The sequence below is a fragment of the Streptomyces sp. SCSIO ZS0520 genome, from assembly GCF_025643355.1.
Taxonomy (GTDB): Bacteria; Actinomycetota; Actinomycetes; order Streptomycetales; family Streptomycetaceae; genus Streptomyces; species Streptomyces physcomitrii.
The window spans coordinates 3,666,795-3,681,025 of sequence record NZ_CP092644.1; the positions used below are offsets into that span (position 1 = coordinate 3,666,795).

The window sequence follows — 14,231 nt, forward strand, 5'->3', positions numbered from 1 at the left end:
CAAGCAGGAAGACGCACCGATCCGGGCCCGGCCCGGCTCCACCGCCGGGCACCCGTTGCTATGCGCCGACTCGGCTGCGCTGATGCAGGATGTGCATCAGCGCAGCGCGCACCCCCTCCCCCAACCGGTAGTAGACGAGACGCCCCTCTCGCCTGCTCTCGATCAGCCCGACACAGCGCAGCCGTTTCAGGTGGTGGCTGACCGTCGCCGCGGACACCCCGACATCCGCCAGTTCACACACCGCGGCCTCCGCACCCGCCCTCTCCGCCAGGCCCACCAGAAGCTGGAGACGGACGGGGTCTCCCAGGGTCTTGAACACCTGGGACCACCAGACCATGTCGGCAGCGCTCAACTCCAGACACGCCCCGTCGCAGCCGAGCCCAGCCCCCTTCTCGCACATGACGCCTCCCTCCCGGCGCCCTCCGGGATCCGTTGCCGATCGACCGCCCCATGCTTCGCGCCTGGCAGCGGCTTGTACGGAACAGTTCAGGCGGCCTGCGACAACAAGCCCGCCAGAACGGACAGAGCGCCGGGTGTAACGCGGTAGTACACCCAGCTGGCGCGACGCTCTGATTCGAGCAGGCCTGCTTCTCGCAGCTTCCGCAGATGATGGCTGACCGTGGGCTGGGAGACTCCGACGTCCTGGATGTCACAGACACACGCCTCTCGGGCGGGCTGGGCGGCGATCTTCGAGAACAACCGCAGCCGAACGGGATCGGACAGCGCCTTGAACATGGCGGCGATCCTCTCCGAGTCGGCAGCGGACAGCTCCTTCTCCCCGAGCGGCCGGCAGCACACAGCTGCGGCAGCACGACCGACGTCGTACCCCAGAGCCAGATTAGACATACCTCTATGTTGACAGTCATCGAATCATTTGCCAAGCGCCGGGACACCCTCTTCGACACCCCCAGCAGATTCGACACTTGTCTATGTTGACGCATGTCGATTCGGGGGCCATGCTGGGCGGTATCGACAGACATCGAATCGAGGAGCCGCTGTGAGCACGCCGACTGCACCTGTTCCGCCCGTGGTGGTCATCGGTGCCGGACCGATCGGGCTGGCAGCCGCAGCCCACCTCGCCGAGCGCGGGATCACCCCCCTCGTCCTCGAAGCAGGCCCCGCCGCAGGTACCGCGGTACACGAATGGGCACATGTGCGCCTCTTCTCCACCTGGAGCGAAGTCGTCGATCCCACCGCCGAGAAGCTCCTCGCCGCCACGGGCTGGAGCAAGCCCGACGCCAGCACGTATCCGAGCGGCGGCGACTGGGTCGAGCAGTACCTGCGGCCGCTCGCCGACGCGCTCGGCGAGCGGGTCCGCTACGGCGCCCGGGTCACCGGCGTCTCCAGAGCGGGACGCGACCGGATCGTGGACGCCGACCGCGACACCCAGCCGTTCGTGGTGCACGTCCAGCGCGGCGACGGCCGCGAGGAACGGATCCTCGCCACCGCCGTGATCGATGCCTCCGGTACCTGGTCCCTGCCCTCTCCCGCCGGTGGTAGCGGCCTGCCCGCTCTCGGTGAGCGCTCAGCGGCCGATCGCCTCACCTACCGCGTCCCCGACCTCAGGGACCCGGCGATGCGTACCCGCTACGCGGGGAAACGGACCGCGGTCCTCGGCTCCGGCTCCTCGGCTTTCACCGCGCTCGCGTCCCTGGCCGATCTCGCACACTCCCAGGACGGCATGGAGACGAAGACGGTGTGGGTGCTGCGCCGCGGCCTCTCCGATGCCACCTTCGGCGGCGGGGAAGCAGACGAACTTCCCGCACGCGGCGCACTCGGCCTGGCGGCGAAGGCGGCCGTCCGCGACGGGCACGCCGAGGCGGTCACCGGTTTCCGTACGGAAGCAGTCGAGCGCGACACCGACGGGCGGCTGATCCTGGTGGCCGAAGACGGCCGACGCCTGCCGCCGGTGGACGAGATCATCGTCCTGACCGGGTTCCGCCCGGATCTGTCGCCCCTGTCCGAGGTACGCCTGCGCCTGGACGAACGCCTGGAGGCACCGGTCGCGCTCGCCCCGCTGATCGACCCCAACCAGCACTCCTGCGGCACCGTCTACCCGCACGGCCACCGGGAGCTGTCCCACCCCGAGTCCGGCCTCTACCTGGTCGGCATGAAGAGCTACGGACGTGCGCCCACCTTTCTGGCGATGACCGGCTACGAACAGGTCCGCTCCGTGGCGGCCGCCCTGGCCGGCGACACGGACGCAGCCGACCACGTGGAGCTGGTACTCCCGGAGACCGGGGTATGCGGCGGCTCCGGACTGTTCGACACCGCCGACCCCCCGGAGACCGGTGCGGCAGGCTGCTGTGCCACCTCCGCTCCGGTACCGGTCCGGATCACCACCGGCACCCCCGACACGGCCGCCGCCTCCGGCAGTTGCTGCGGCGCCTGACACCCACCGGAGTACCACAGCCGCCGGTACCCGTCGAAACCATCAGGAGGAACACCCCATGTCCCGCATGCAACTCGCCCTGCGCGTACCGGACTTGCAAGCCGCGATCGTCTTCTACAGCAAGCTCTTCGACACCAGGCCGGTCAAGCGCCGTGACGGCTACGCCAACTTCGCCATCGCCGAGCCCCCGCTGAAGCTCGTACTCATCGAAGGAACAGCGGGCGAGGCGACCCGCCTGGACCACCTCGGCGTCGAGGTCGCGACCGCCGAAGAGGTTCAGGAAGCCGCCGACCGGCTCGCGGAGGCGGGACTGACCACCACCGAGGAGAAGGACACCACCTGCTGCTATGCCCTCCAGGACAAGGTCTGGGTGCACGGCCCCGGGCACGAGCCGTGGGAGGTGTACGTGGTCAAGGCGGACGCCGACTCCCTGGTCAAGCAGGCCGACAGCGCCTGCTGCCAGCCTGCGGACGACGTACGACCGGCGCCGCGGCCCGACGCGACCGACTGCTGCTGACCGGCACATGGGCGACCTCTCGGCGGCCTCCCCCGCACCGGCCGCGCTCGATCAGCCCGCGCGGCCACGCGCCGCCCTGCCGGCCCTGTGCCTGACCCAGATCACCAGCTGGGGCGTCGTCTACTACGCCTTCCCCGTCCTCAACCCGCCGATCACCGATGCCACCGGCTGGAGCCCGGCCAAGACCACTGCCGCGTTCTCCGCGGCCCTGCTGGTCTCCGCCCTGGCCGGCATCCGCATCGGCCGCGTCCTGGACGCCCGTGGCCCCCGGGCGGTCATGACCACCGGCTCCGTCATCGGCGTGGCGAGCCTGATCGTGATCGCCACCGCGCCCAACCTGCTGCTGTTCACCACCGGATGGCTGCTCGCGGGTCTCTCCATGGCCTCCACCTTCTACCAGCCCGCGTTCGCCGCCCTCACCCGCTGGTGGGCTCCCGATCACGTACGCGCCCTGACCGTCGTCACCCTCGCCGGTGGACTGGCCTCCACGGTCTTCGCTCCGCTGACCGCCCAGCTGAGTGGTCATTTCGGCTGGCGCCACACCTACCTGATCCTCGCGGTCGCCTTGGCCGCCTTGACCGTGCCCGCCCACGCCTTCGCCCTGCGCGGTCCCTGGCCGCCCGCCCCTGTTCCACCGGCGTCCGGCGCCGACACCGGTGCGGCCTCCCTCGCCAGGAGCCGTCCGTTCCTGCTCCTGGCCGTCGCCCTCACGCTGTCGGCGTTCGCGATGTACGCCGTGGTCGTCACCCTCGTCCCTCTCCTGCTCGACCGCGGTTACACCGCGACCCAGGCCGCCTGGGCTCTGGGACTGGGCGGAGCCGGACAGACCCTCGGCCGCACCCTGTACGCCGCCCTGGCCCGACGTACGTCACCCGCCCTGCGCGCCAGCGTCCTCATCGGTCTGGGAGGAACAGCCACCGGGGCCTTCGCGCTGTTCCCCGGCCCCTACCCGCTGTTGGCGCTCCTCGCCGTCGTCGCCGGAACCATCCGCGGCAACCTGACCCTGCTGCAGGCCACCGCCATCACCGACCGGTGGGGCACTCGCCATTACGGACGCCTCTCAGGGCTCCTCGCCGCCCCCACGACCACCGCCTCCGCGCTCGCCCCGTTCGCCGGAACCGCCCTGGCCGTCCCTCTCGGCGGCTATCCCCAGCTGTTCGCCGTCCTCGCGCTGGCCTCGGCCGTCGCCGCTCTCGTCGCCTGGCGCACCACACCGACCGATCGGATGGCCTGACGACATCCGGGCCGGCGCCCTCCCCAGAGCCGCACGGCATCCTCCGAATTCACAGTCCGGCCACTTTCGGCCGTGCCAAAGTGATCACAGGGCGTCTATGGTCGACGGGTGGCTGTCATAGATCTGCAGACGTCGGAGGACGGGTTCCTCGAAGGGGGCTCGTGCGGGCCGGGGTTGGACTGCAAGCCCCTTGAGCGTGCCGAAGCCGAACAGCTGTCGGCGATGCTGCGGACCATCGCCGACCCCACCCGGCTGCAGTTGTTCCGGTTGCTGGAGCAGGCCCCCGACGGCGAAGCCTGCGTGTGCGACCTGGCAGACGCCTTGGGGCTGCGTCAGTCCACGCTCAGCCACCACCTGAAGATCATGACCGAGGCCGGGCTCCTGGACCGCGAACGGCGCGGCACCTGGGCCTGGTTCTCCGTCAACCACGAGGGGCTGCAACGGATCCGCTCGATCCTGGATCCGGCACCGCGGGCTCCGGGCGACTGAGCACGGGCGCTCGCCAGATCCGGTGAGATGGCGCAGACGCGTGGTCGCACTCGGAGAGCGCCGAGCGCCTCAGCCAGTGGCGGTGTCCCTCAACCGAGCGCGCAGACCGCGCCCGTTCTCCATCTCGGCCGCGCCCTGCGATAGTTGCAACTGACCGCTGGTCGGGAAGCCGAGGGCTGGACTGCGGTGGAGGAATCCTCAAGGACGGCCGAACGACAGGGCATGCTGCGGGCCCGGCGTGGGACCCGCGCTCGCTTCGCGGCCGTTGACGCGGAGGCGGAGTGGGAGCACGCCCCCGGCGACAAGAACGCCTCTTCGACCACTCTGGCAAGTGGTCGAGCCGGCGGTACACCTCCAAGTCCACTGAAGCTTCGTAAGACCGTGGTCTTTGTGGTGGGGCGGGTGGAAATGCCGAGATGGTGGAAGACGGCTCGGTAGATGGTGACGATCTCGTTGTGTCGAGTGGCAACACAGCGTCCCTGGTCTGCGTGGCCGCCGTCCCGAATTCAGCTGGCAGTGCCGCACGCTGGGCCGGTTTTTGGTCTTCGGGTTCCGCCGAAGTCTACTCACTGGCTACCCTCAATGAGCTTGAGCCCGCGTCAGGGGGTGAGGTATGGGTGGTGGCGACGAGGCAGCCCCGAAGCCCGAGGTAGTGAGCAATCAGATCACTCAGGGCACCGTCTTCGGCCCGGTGGTGCAAGCTGGCGCGTTCACCGGTCAGATCCACTATCACTACGGGGACGAGCGACGACCGCTTGACTTACCCGCGCTGCGGTTATGGATCGACCGCATCAAGGCGGACTATTTCGCGATGGTCGAGGACACAGGCGACCGAGGAGGCGTTACACACCTCGAGCCAATCAATCTCGTACGTGCCGGTCTGGACGACGCAGGTCCCGACAGCGAACGACGCAAGGACACAATCCGGCGCATCATTGTCGTCGGCATCATCAGCTACCTCGCCAGGCCCTGCACGCCGCCAGACGAGCCGCTCCCCGAGCAGATCCTCCTCGATCTGATTGTTTTCGCGCTATGGCCCGTGGTCACCGCCGAGAATCTGCCGATGGGCTGGCAGGGCGAGCTGGCGCAGATCACCTCGCCCCGGCTGGCAGCGCTCGTGGAAAGATCGCGAGCCGAGCGCAGGCCCAGAGCTGAGGCTTTTGCGCGCGCCGTGGCCAACAAATCGTTCTCCTCGGCGATGGCCACACTCTTCGACGACCTAGCCGATCCTCACCGCGGCGGTGCACTGTTGACCGCGATTGCCATCGCGAGTGGTCTGCCCGCGCCGCCGGTCGGACGACGGGAAGGCAAGAGGGTCGCTGCGTGGGTGCTCGCCATCGCAGGCGGTGCCGCACTGGCGGAAGCCGTGGGAGATCGTGACACACAGGCCGCCCGCATCATCGTCGACGTGATCGCGAACCTGCCCGTCGACCCGAGCAACGCGTTCAACCCGACAGACCCACTGGACGTGATCGGGTGGCTGCTCAGCTGATGGACACTTCACCCGACCTCTTACTCAGTGCCCTCTGGCTCACAGCAAAGATCATATCCTATGGCACATTAGGGCTATTCCTCGTCAGTCAGGGCAATCCTCGTGAAGTGCGAGGAGCGGCCATTATCTTCAACTACCTGAACGCGATACCACCGACTGCGATCTTCCGCTGGCGAAAGCCCGATGCACTCCAAAAGCGCGGGGGGTACGAAGTCACCATCTACAACTCCACCACCGACGAGGAGGAGGCAAAGCCCGCTATTTTCCATCCGATCAGGTTTTCCCCAACCTACCCGCTATGGCCGAAGAAGGGCCCCCAGCCCAAGAGCGTCATGAAACAAAGGGCGATGCTAAACTTCCTGGCGAGGTTGTTTTTCTTCATCTTTTTCTTTCTCGGCTCTTTCTCCTTGCTCGGGTGGTTGGCGGTTACTGAGAGCTGGCGCTGGGGCGTTGCGCTGGAGGTATTGGCCGTCCATCAGCTCGCTTTCGCCCGTGCCTACCGTTACTTCGTGTGGCTGAGAGGGTGGCTCTTTGCAGTCATCGGCATCGGGGTGTGGGTGTACCTGCAAGGCGAGGTGCTCACGACCGTCGCGGTTTGTACCGCTGGCGCGCTGGTCACAATCTCCATCCTTGGCCAGTGGCACATGGCAACGTCGCGGCGGTTCCAGTCCATGCGCGACTTGGAAATGGGCCCTTTCGACCCGGACCGCTGGAAGAGGCCATGGTGAAACCCCAACATGGGACACAGTCACTTGGACCGTGTCCTATGTGGTGAGACGGAGGAACCGCTATTCGCCCTTCAAGGCAACTACGCTGCAGGCAGCTCTTCTGAAGCTTCCGGTTCAGCTGACAGGCCACCAATAGTGAGACCCAACATAAGGGCCCCTTCCAGCGCCGCGAGGACGCCCAAAAGTTGGCTCTTCTCCTCGGGCGTACCGTGATCAGCGTGCTTCATCTTCTGCAACTGGTTCCGAATAGAAACCAACGCAATAGCGATCACGTCGTGGATAAAGTCGGGACCTTGACCATCATCGTTCTCGCTAGCTTCGCGCGGCGCGATGGGGTCACCACCATAAACAAAGCATAGGGCTTCGGCGCGCTTGGTCGGACGTCTTTGCCCTTGCACCTCATGCGTCAAATCTTCCGCACCGGGAAGATTGGCATCCACCCAGGCCAAAACTTGCGCAGGCTTGACACTTTCCCTCATGATGCGATCAAGCAATTCGATAAGAGAGTTGGCAGCCTGCGAAACGCCGTCCTCCGAGAATCGAAGAGCGTCTCGGGCGCCTCGAATTTTCCTCACGAGCGGGGAGTTCCTACGCTCTACGCGCTTGACCGAAGCCTCCGCCACCATGGAACGAAAGTTCGCCACTAGGTGGTCTACGCCTTCTGGGGCGAGCGTTGCAAGGTCAGAATTCTTCGCACTTGTCACCTGCATAGGAAGAGCTGCGAGGACTCTCTCTCCGAGGAAATCGTCGAGAGCCACCAGCATTTCGACGGCGTTCACCGTAAGAATGTTGGCTGGCTGGACACCTTTGAGTTGATTCTGTGAAGAAATTTTGACGGCGTCATTCCACGCCACAACGAAAGGCGTGAGTGCACGCACTCCACGTCGAACGGCCAGCGCGACCACAGCACCGTCTCGCTTCAAGGAGTCAATGAAGCGTTTATGGGTTGCCGAACCCAGAAGGCGCTCAACGAAGCTGCTGTAGCTCTGATTATTGAATCGCTCTACCCAACGTTGCAGCTGCTCACCCTCGCATTCATCAACAAAGGCTTGGAATATTTCCTTCAGCCGCTCTTCCGCAACTTCCGAAAAGCAGTCCTCGACCCGCTCCTGCCACGGCCGCGGGTCGCTGTCGTTGGTCAGCGCCTCGCACAGCGAGACGAAAGCCTCCATCACGAGCACAGCAGATTCGGTGATTCGCAGCGTCTCGAGCAGCCCAGGATCCAACGTCCGTACGAAAGCGGCAAAGCTGGATTGGTAGACGATGACAGGTGCGGGTTCTTGCACTGCGCCTCACCTCGCTCTGACAAGTACGCGTGTTCGCCAGGTACCGACGAACGGAACGATGCGGTACGGAGTTTCGTGCACGAAACTGCCGACGTGCACCGGCAGGAGTCTCCGGTGGGCAGACAGTACGGCACACCAGTGACATCGCTGAGTGGTCGTCAGGAGCGCGTGCAGCAAGTCGACGTCACTGCCACTTTCGCAGGCCTCAGCATTCTGGAGCGAAGCGTCCTGCATGAGGTTCACATGGCCCTGAGTGTCCATGCCCTGCACGAGGACGACCCCGACTTCGTCCTGCTGGACGGCCCCCTCGCCGAGTGCGACCGGGTCAGCGACTCACGCGCGGACTACTCCCGCAAGCACCGCCGGCACGGAGTGAAGGTCCAGGTGGTCACCGATCCGGACGGCCAGCTGCTCTGGCTCTCACCCGCTCTGCCGGGCCGGTCTCACGAAGGGCGAGATCCAGTCCACAGCCTCAGCTCTTCTTAATCTGCTTGTAGAAGAAGAATGCGGGCTGTTCCGCGGTCGGGAGCACCCACGACCGGCCCAGCAGGTCGGGCAGCGGCTGGCCGTCCGGGAGAACGGTGAAGCCATGCCGGGCATAGAACTCGCGGAGCCGCGCGGTTTCAAGATCGCGGGTGGCGTTGCCGAACCAGATTCGTACGCCTCGCTCCTTCAGCCGATCCTCCACTTCACGGACCAGCGCGCTCCCGATACCCCGTCCCCGGAAGGCTGGGGCCACAGCCATGAGGTCAAGTTCGCTGTGCCGGTCCAGGACAGGTGCGTACTCCAGCCGTTGCATCATCGTCATGCCGACAGCCACCTGTGACCGGCAGGTCAGTGCGGCGCCCGCCAGTTGGCCGGTCTCAATGTCGTGGTAACGCAGCACCAGCGGCGCGTACAGGCGATCGTCTTTCACAGCCGGGAGGGCGTTGGGCGCGATGCCCTGGAAGGTCCTGCTGAATAGATCCTGCACTTCGGCCCTTTTGGCGTCGGTGTTGGCCTCTGATATCGCCGCATCGGTGCTCATGCGGCACAACAGTAGGGCGCACTCGGCCACTGTCCCCCTCTCCGGCCGGGCCAGCAACCGAGACGCCCAGGCGCAGCTCTACGGGTGCGCTGCTCCTCCTTCGGCGTCCCCTCGCTGACGGAGCACCAGGGCCAGGGTTCGGTACTCCGTGGTGCGGGAGGAGTGCTATCCGGCCGTTTCCCCGGGGGGTGATCAGCTTGCGACGGATGTCGTCCGCAGGGACGTACCACGCGTATAGGTCCCGGCCATGGCCACCAGGTCGGCGTCCAAGGTCTCCGGTCCCCCGCCGTGCCGTCCGCGCTCCCGAGTGGATGCCCGGCCCTCCAAAGGTCTTGCCCCGGATGTAGTCTCGCTCCGACTTGACCACGCCCGCGAAGAACACGAACAGGGCGGCGCCGTGGCCGCTCGTGTCGTGCACGCCCTGGGGCGACCGGTCAGCAGATCCAGGTGAAAGCCCTGCCAGCGCAACTACTCAGCGGTGTTGACCAACTCGCGGGTTGCCGCGTCCAAGTCGCTTGAACTCGTGCACGACAAGGCGGACGCGCACCTGAGGGGGGTGCGCTCTACGATCGCCGCCAGGTCCAGCGCCCGGAGACGACGGGCGTCTCGGTGGGCCGTCGACCGGATCACCAGCGGCGTGGGCCGCGGCAGGCGCCGGCATCCGGAAGCTGCACGAAGCGCCCATGCCGCCCAGGTCGGCCGGGCTGGGCCGGAGCATCGTCGCGCTGGCGGCGGCACTCAACGACGAGTGCAAGTTGCTCGTGACGAAAGGTGTGCTGCCCGCTGACCTGGTCGCCGGCAACCACCAGGTCGCCAAGGCCGCGCTTCGGCCGTGGGCTCCGGCGTTCACACACGGCGACCTACAGATCGCGCGCGTCTTCTTAGACGGCGACGAGGTCACCGGCGTCGTCGCCGGCTATGGCACCGACATCGACCTCGACATGATTCACGCGTGGTGGTCGTTGCGAAATCTGCTGGCAGTTCGCTGGCTGATCGAGCACAACTTCGACCCCTTCGCGCCAGGCTGTGAGGTTGACGTGCTGAGATCCCGGACGTGAGCCGCACGCTAGGGCGTACATGTGCTGCCGCAAATGCTGCATCGCCGCACACCCTAGCGCAGCCCTTCTCGCGAGCCTGGCGGGGCTACGGGGCATGCCAAGCGTCCCTCTCTGGAACAGCGTGCCCATAGCGTGCCCATGAGGGCGAAAAACAGCGGTCAACAGCGGCGCGTTCAGGCCCATCCGACCACTCCATGGATCAGGCAGCTGCGCTGATCAGAGCCCTAGAGCTTACCCAAGCGCCGTCGCTTCCCAAGCTGAGAGCGCGAGTTCGATTCTCGTCACCCGCTCCACGACACACGACAAGGGCCCAGGTCATAGACCCGGGCCTTCTTGCTGTCCGATCCCGTCTCATCGCCTCGTGCCGAATCCGCGCCGATGCCCGGCCATCCGGCTTCCGCGCCACGGAACGGCGAGCCTTCCGAACGCTCCGGTCCAGCATGCCCGCCGCCTCCCGCGCGCGTCTGCGTCACGGTGCTGGTCCTTCCCGGAATCCGCTTACGTCGTAGGCGGGTTGGGGGCTGGGGAGTGGGGTGTGGGGAACAGTGGTGTCGATTCCCTGCCTGGCAGCAAACGCGAAGGGAGAACAAAAGCCCCGTAACACCCCCAGCTGTCACGGCGGCCCAGGGGAATCGTCCTCGCCGTGTAACAGCGGGAGCCTCCGTCCCCGCTTCGCCGTCCTGCCCAGTGCACACCCTCGGACAGGAGGCGGGACGGACATGGCGAAGCGCAGCAGGCGGGCCGGGCACGGGCGGATCCTCATCGGCGGGACCGTGGTGGCGGCGCTCACGGCAGCCGCCAGCCTGTGGACCGCGCAGGCCGACCCCGGCGGCGCCGAGAAGCGTCCCCCGGCCGCGACCCCGAAGAGCCCGGCCGCCGTGTCGCCCGAGATCGCGCATGCCTCCGACAAGGGCCCCAAGGGCGTCAACATCACCATTGACGACGGGCCCGACCCCCGGTGGACGCCCGAGGTCCTCCAGGTGCTCGCCGACAACGGCGTCAAGGCCGTCTTCTGCATGGTGGGCCCGCAGGCCGAGGCCCACCCCGACCTGGTCAAGGCCGTGGTGGCCGCCGGGCACCGGCTGTGCGACCACAGCGTGCTGCACGACACCGCGATGGACGGCAAGCCCGAGTCCTACCAGTCCGAGCAGATACTCCAGGCCGAGAAGTCCATCACCCGCGCCTCGGGCGGCGTCCGCCCCCTCTATTACCGCGCTCCGGGCGGCGCCTTCACCCCCTACAGCCGCAAGCTCGCGGCCTCCCGCGGGATGCGTCCGCTCGGTTGGAACGTCGACACCAAGGACTTCGAGAAGCCGGGCGCCGAGGCCATCGTCAGCACCGTCAAGGAAGAGGTGACCAACGGTCCCACCCTCCTCTTCCACGATGCGGGCGGCGACCGCTCCCAGACCGTCGCCGCCCTCCGCGAGGCCCTTCCGTGGCTCAAGCAGCAGGGGTACACCTTCGGGTTCCCGGTGCGGTGACGCCGGGCCGGGCCGCCAGCTCGCAGACGGCCTTCCCCTCCCCTGCACCCGCCCCCGCACCTACACCCGCAACCGCACCCGCTTCCCGTAGAAACGCACATACCAGCCGCGTCCGTCACGGGACCGGCTCATGCGATGAGCCAGGGGACTTTCGCCTGGCATCTGCGGCAGTATTATCTGCGGGATGCACACCTACCGACTCGGGGAGGCCGCCGCTTTGCTCGGCGTCAGTACGGACCCGTGAGGCGCCTGATCGGGGGCGGGCGCCTCACGCCGAGCGGAAACGCGCAGGGCCGCCGGATCCTCTCCGGGCCGGAACTCGCGGCCCGCGCACGCCGGTTGCACCGTACGGAGGGGGGCCACCGCCTCCTCGACCCGCGACCGCCACACCGGCACCGGCACCGGCACCGGCACCGGCACCGGCACCGATACGACCCTCGGGGAGGTGTCCGCGCAGGTGGGGATCCAGGCCGGACCGTATCGAGGGGTGCCCCTGGTCAGCGCGGGTCGGCTGAGGAACTGGAACCGGCGCCAGGGGTTCCGGCGGTTGCCGTGCGCAAGTCGACCGGCGTGCTCGTCGAAGGCTCGAAGGCTCGAAAGACCGTGGCCACGTGGTCGAGTGGCCGAACGACCGTAGCCGAGTGGTCGAGAGACCGCAGAGAAGACACCGCACACAAGGCAACGCGCACAAGGCATCACGCATAAGGCATCACGCACAAGACACCGCAGACAAAAGACCGCAGACAGGTTTCCGCGAGGGTTCGCGGGAACAGAGGGAGTAGCCCCGTGATGACCCGTTCCGTGCTCCGGACCCTGCAGGTGACCGGGGCGGCGACCGCCGCGCTGCTGGTCCTGAGCGCCTGCTCCTCCTCCGACGACTCCTCCTCGGACTCCTCGTCGGCCGGATCCGACTCCTCCTCGGACAAGCTGTCCGGCACGGTGACCGTCTTCGCCGCCGCCTCGCTGAAGGAGAGCTTCGAGAAGCTGGGCAAGCAGTTCGAGCGGGAGCACCCGGGTACGAAGGTGACCTTCAGCTTCGGTGGCAGCGACTCGCTGGCCGCGGGCATCACCGGCGGGGCCCCGGCCGACGTGTTCGCCGCCGCCAGCCCCAAGACGATGAAGATCGTCACCGACGCGGGGGACGCCGCCTCCGGCACGCCCGCCACCTTCGTCCGCAACCAGCTGGAGATCGCCACCCTGCCGGGCAACCCCGACAAGATCGACTCCTTGAAGGATCTGACGGGCTCCGGTCTGAAGGTCGTCCTGTGCGACAAGGAGGTGCCGTGCGGCGCGGCCGCGCAGAAGGCCCTGGACGCCAGCAAGTTGAAGCTCACGCCGGTCTCGTACGAGCAGGACGTGAAGGCCGCGCTGACCAAGGTCGAGCTGAAGGAGGCCGACGCCGCCGTCGTCTACAAGACGGATGTGAAGGCCGCGGGCGACAAGGTGGAGGGCGTCGACTTCCCCGAGTCGGCCGATGCCATCAACGACTACCCGATCACCCTGCTCAAGGACGCGCGGAACACCGCGTCCGCCAAGGCGTTCATCGCGCTGGTGCGGTCCGCCGAGGGGCAGAAGGTGCTGACCGGGGCCGGGTTCCTCAAGCCGTGAGTTCCCCGCGAGGCGAGTCCGCCGCCGGGGCCGGCCCCGTGAAGGGCGGGCCACGGCGCGGCCGCGTCCGGGGTCGTGGGCGCACCGGTGCCCGCCGGGGGGTGCCGCTGCCCCTGCTCCTGCCCGCCCTGGTGGGGCTGGTGTTCCTGATCCTGCCGCTGCTCGCCCTGCTGATCCGCGCCCCCTGGCGCAGCCTGCCGGACCAGCTGACCAGCCACGAGGTGTGGCAGGCCCTGCAGTTGTCCCTGCTGTGCGCGACGGCGGCCACCGCGGTGAGTCTGGTGGTCGGCGTGCCCCTGGCCTGGCTGCTGGCCCGGGTCGAATTCCGGGGACGCGGCCTGGTACGGGCGCTGGTCACCCTGCCGCTCGTCCTGCCCCCGGTGGTCGGGGGTGTGGCGCTGCTGATGGCGCTCGGCCGCAACGGCGTCGTCGGGAAGTGGCTGGACGACTGGTTCGGGGTGACGCTGCCGTTCACCACAACGGGGGTGATCGTGGCCGAGGCGTTCGTGGCCATGCCGTTCCTCGTCATCAGCGTCGAGGGCACCCTGCGGGCCGCGGACCCGCGCTACGAGGAGGCCGCCGCCACCCTCGGCGCCTCCCGCTTCACCGCCTTCCGCCGGGTCACCCTGCCGCTGATCGCCCCCGGTGTCGCCGCGGGCGCCGTGCTCGCGTGGGCACGGGCACTCGGCGAGTTCGGCGCGACGATCACCTTCGCGGGCAACTTCCCCGGCCGTACGCAGACGATGCCGCTCGCGGTGTACCTCGCCCTGCAGAGCGACCCGGCCGCCGCGATCTCGCTCAGCCTGGTGCTGCTCGCGGTGTCCGTCGCGGTCCTGGCGGGTCTGCGCGATCGCTGGATGACCACCTCATGACCGACGACGACCCGATCATGACCGATGACGACCTGCTCATGACCGGT

The 14,231-nt window shown here is 67.6% G+C and carries 13 protein-coding genes and 2 pseudogenes; 11 read left to right on the top strand and 4 right to left on the bottom strand.

Annotated features, from left to right (window positions below):
- Positions 1-58: 58 nt before the first annotated feature.
- Both MID12_RS14060 and MID12_RS14065 read right to left on the bottom strand, forming a co-directional pair.
- A complete protein-coding gene (locus tag MID12_RS14060) occupies positions 59-400 on the bottom strand; it encodes an ArsR/SmtB family transcription factor (RefSeq protein WP_040250581.1) in 342 nt (113 codons plus the stop codon).
- 86 nt (positions 401-486) lie between these two features.
- Positions 487-846: an ArsR/SmtB family transcription factor gene (locus tag MID12_RS14065; protein ID WP_168538356.1), complete on the bottom strand. Its 360-nt coding sequence runs from the start codon at positions 844-846 to the stop codon at positions 487-489.
- Between the two features lie 151 nt (positions 847-997).
- On the opposite strand from MID12_RS14065, the gene MID12_RS14070 reads away from it, so the two are divergent.
- The 6 genes from MID12_RS14070 to MID12_RS14095 all read left to right on the top strand — a co-directional run bounded on the left by MID12_RS14070 (position 998) and on the right by MID12_RS14095 (position 6,852).
- Positions 998-2,392, top strand: coding sequence for an NAD(P)-binding domain-containing protein (locus MID12_RS14070; RefSeq protein ID WP_263167478.1), 1,395 nt, complete (start codon positions 998-1,000; stop codon positions 2,390-2,392).
- A 58-nt stretch (positions 2,393-2,450) separates the two neighbouring features.
- A complete protein-coding gene (locus tag MID12_RS14075) occupies positions 2,451-2,909 on the top strand; it encodes an ArsI/CadI family heavy metal resistance metalloenzyme (RefSeq protein WP_040250590.1) in 459 nt (152 codons plus the stop codon).
- Between the two features lie 7 nt (positions 2,910-2,916).
- Positions 2,917-4,143 (top strand): MFS transporter, encoded by a 1,227-nt coding sequence (locus MID12_RS14080; protein WP_263167481.1) that lies wholly within the window; start codon positions 2,917-2,919, stop codon positions 4,141-4,143.
- Between the two features lie 108 nt (positions 4,144-4,251).
- Entirely contained in the window at positions 4,252-4,632 is a 381-nt protein-coding gene (locus MID12_RS14085; RefSeq protein WP_168538362.1) for an ArsR/SmtB family transcription factor, read from the top strand.
- 652 nt (positions 4,633-5,284) lie between these two features.
- A complete protein-coding gene (locus MID12_RS14090; protein ID WP_263167485.1) occupies positions 5,285-6,124 on the top strand; it encodes a hypothetical protein in 840 nt (279 codons plus the stop codon).
- Positions 6,109-6,852: a hypothetical protein gene (locus tag MID12_RS14095; protein ID WP_263167489.1), complete on the top strand. Its 744-nt coding sequence runs from the start codon at positions 6,109-6,111 to the stop codon at positions 6,850-6,852. The genes MID12_RS14090 and MID12_RS14095 overlap by 16 nt, the downstream gene beginning before the upstream one ends.
- Positions 6,853-6,932: 80 nt before the next feature.
- On the opposite strand, the gene MID12_RS14100 is transcribed toward MID12_RS14095, so the two are convergent.
- The gene (locus tag MID12_RS14100) at positions 6,933-8,138 is read right to left on the bottom strand and encodes a hypothetical protein (protein ID WP_263167492.1); all 1,206 of its coding nucleotides are present in this window, start codon (positions 8,136-8,138) and stop codon (positions 6,933-6,935) included.
- Positions 8,139-8,402: 264 nt separating this feature from the next.
- Between MID12_RS14100 and MID12_RS14105 the strand changes: the two are divergent.
- Positions 8,403-8,588: pseudogene (locus MID12_RS14105) on the top strand (transposase family protein); the annotation flags it as partial.
- Between the two features lie 22 nt (positions 8,589-8,610).
- Here MID12_RS14105 and MID12_RS14110 read toward each other — a convergent pair.
- Entirely contained in the window at positions 8,611-9,165 is a 555-nt protein-coding gene (locus tag MID12_RS14110) for a GNAT family N-acetyltransferase (RefSeq protein ID WP_263167494.1), read from the bottom strand.
- A 566-nt stretch (positions 9,166-9,731) separates the two neighbouring features.
- Between MID12_RS14110 and MID12_RS14115 the strand changes: the two are divergent.
- From MID12_RS14115 to modB, 4 genes and pseudogenes are all read left to right on the top strand, one after another.
- Positions 9,732-10,223: pseudogene (locus MID12_RS14115) on the top strand (aminoglycoside phosphotransferase family protein); the annotation flags it as partial.
- Positions 10,224-10,942: 719 nt separating this feature from the next.
- Positions 10,943-11,704, top strand: coding sequence for a polysaccharide deacetylase family protein (locus MID12_RS14120; RefSeq protein ID WP_040250628.1), 762 nt, complete (start codon positions 10,943-10,945; stop codon positions 11,702-11,704).
- Between the two features lie 789 nt (positions 11,705-12,493).
- Complete coding sequence (gene modA / locus MID12_RS14125) at positions 12,494-13,312, top strand: molybdate ABC transporter substrate-binding protein (protein ID WP_263167501.1); 819 nt, start codon at positions 12,494-12,496, stop codon at positions 13,310-13,312.
- A complete protein-coding gene (modB, locus tag MID12_RS14130) occupies positions 13,309-14,184 on the top strand; it encodes a molybdate ABC transporter permease subunit (RefSeq protein WP_263167503.1) in 876 nt (291 codons plus the stop codon). The genes modA and modB overlap by 4 nt, the downstream gene beginning before the upstream one ends.
- The last annotated feature ends 47 nt before the right edge of the window (positions 14,185-14,231 follow it).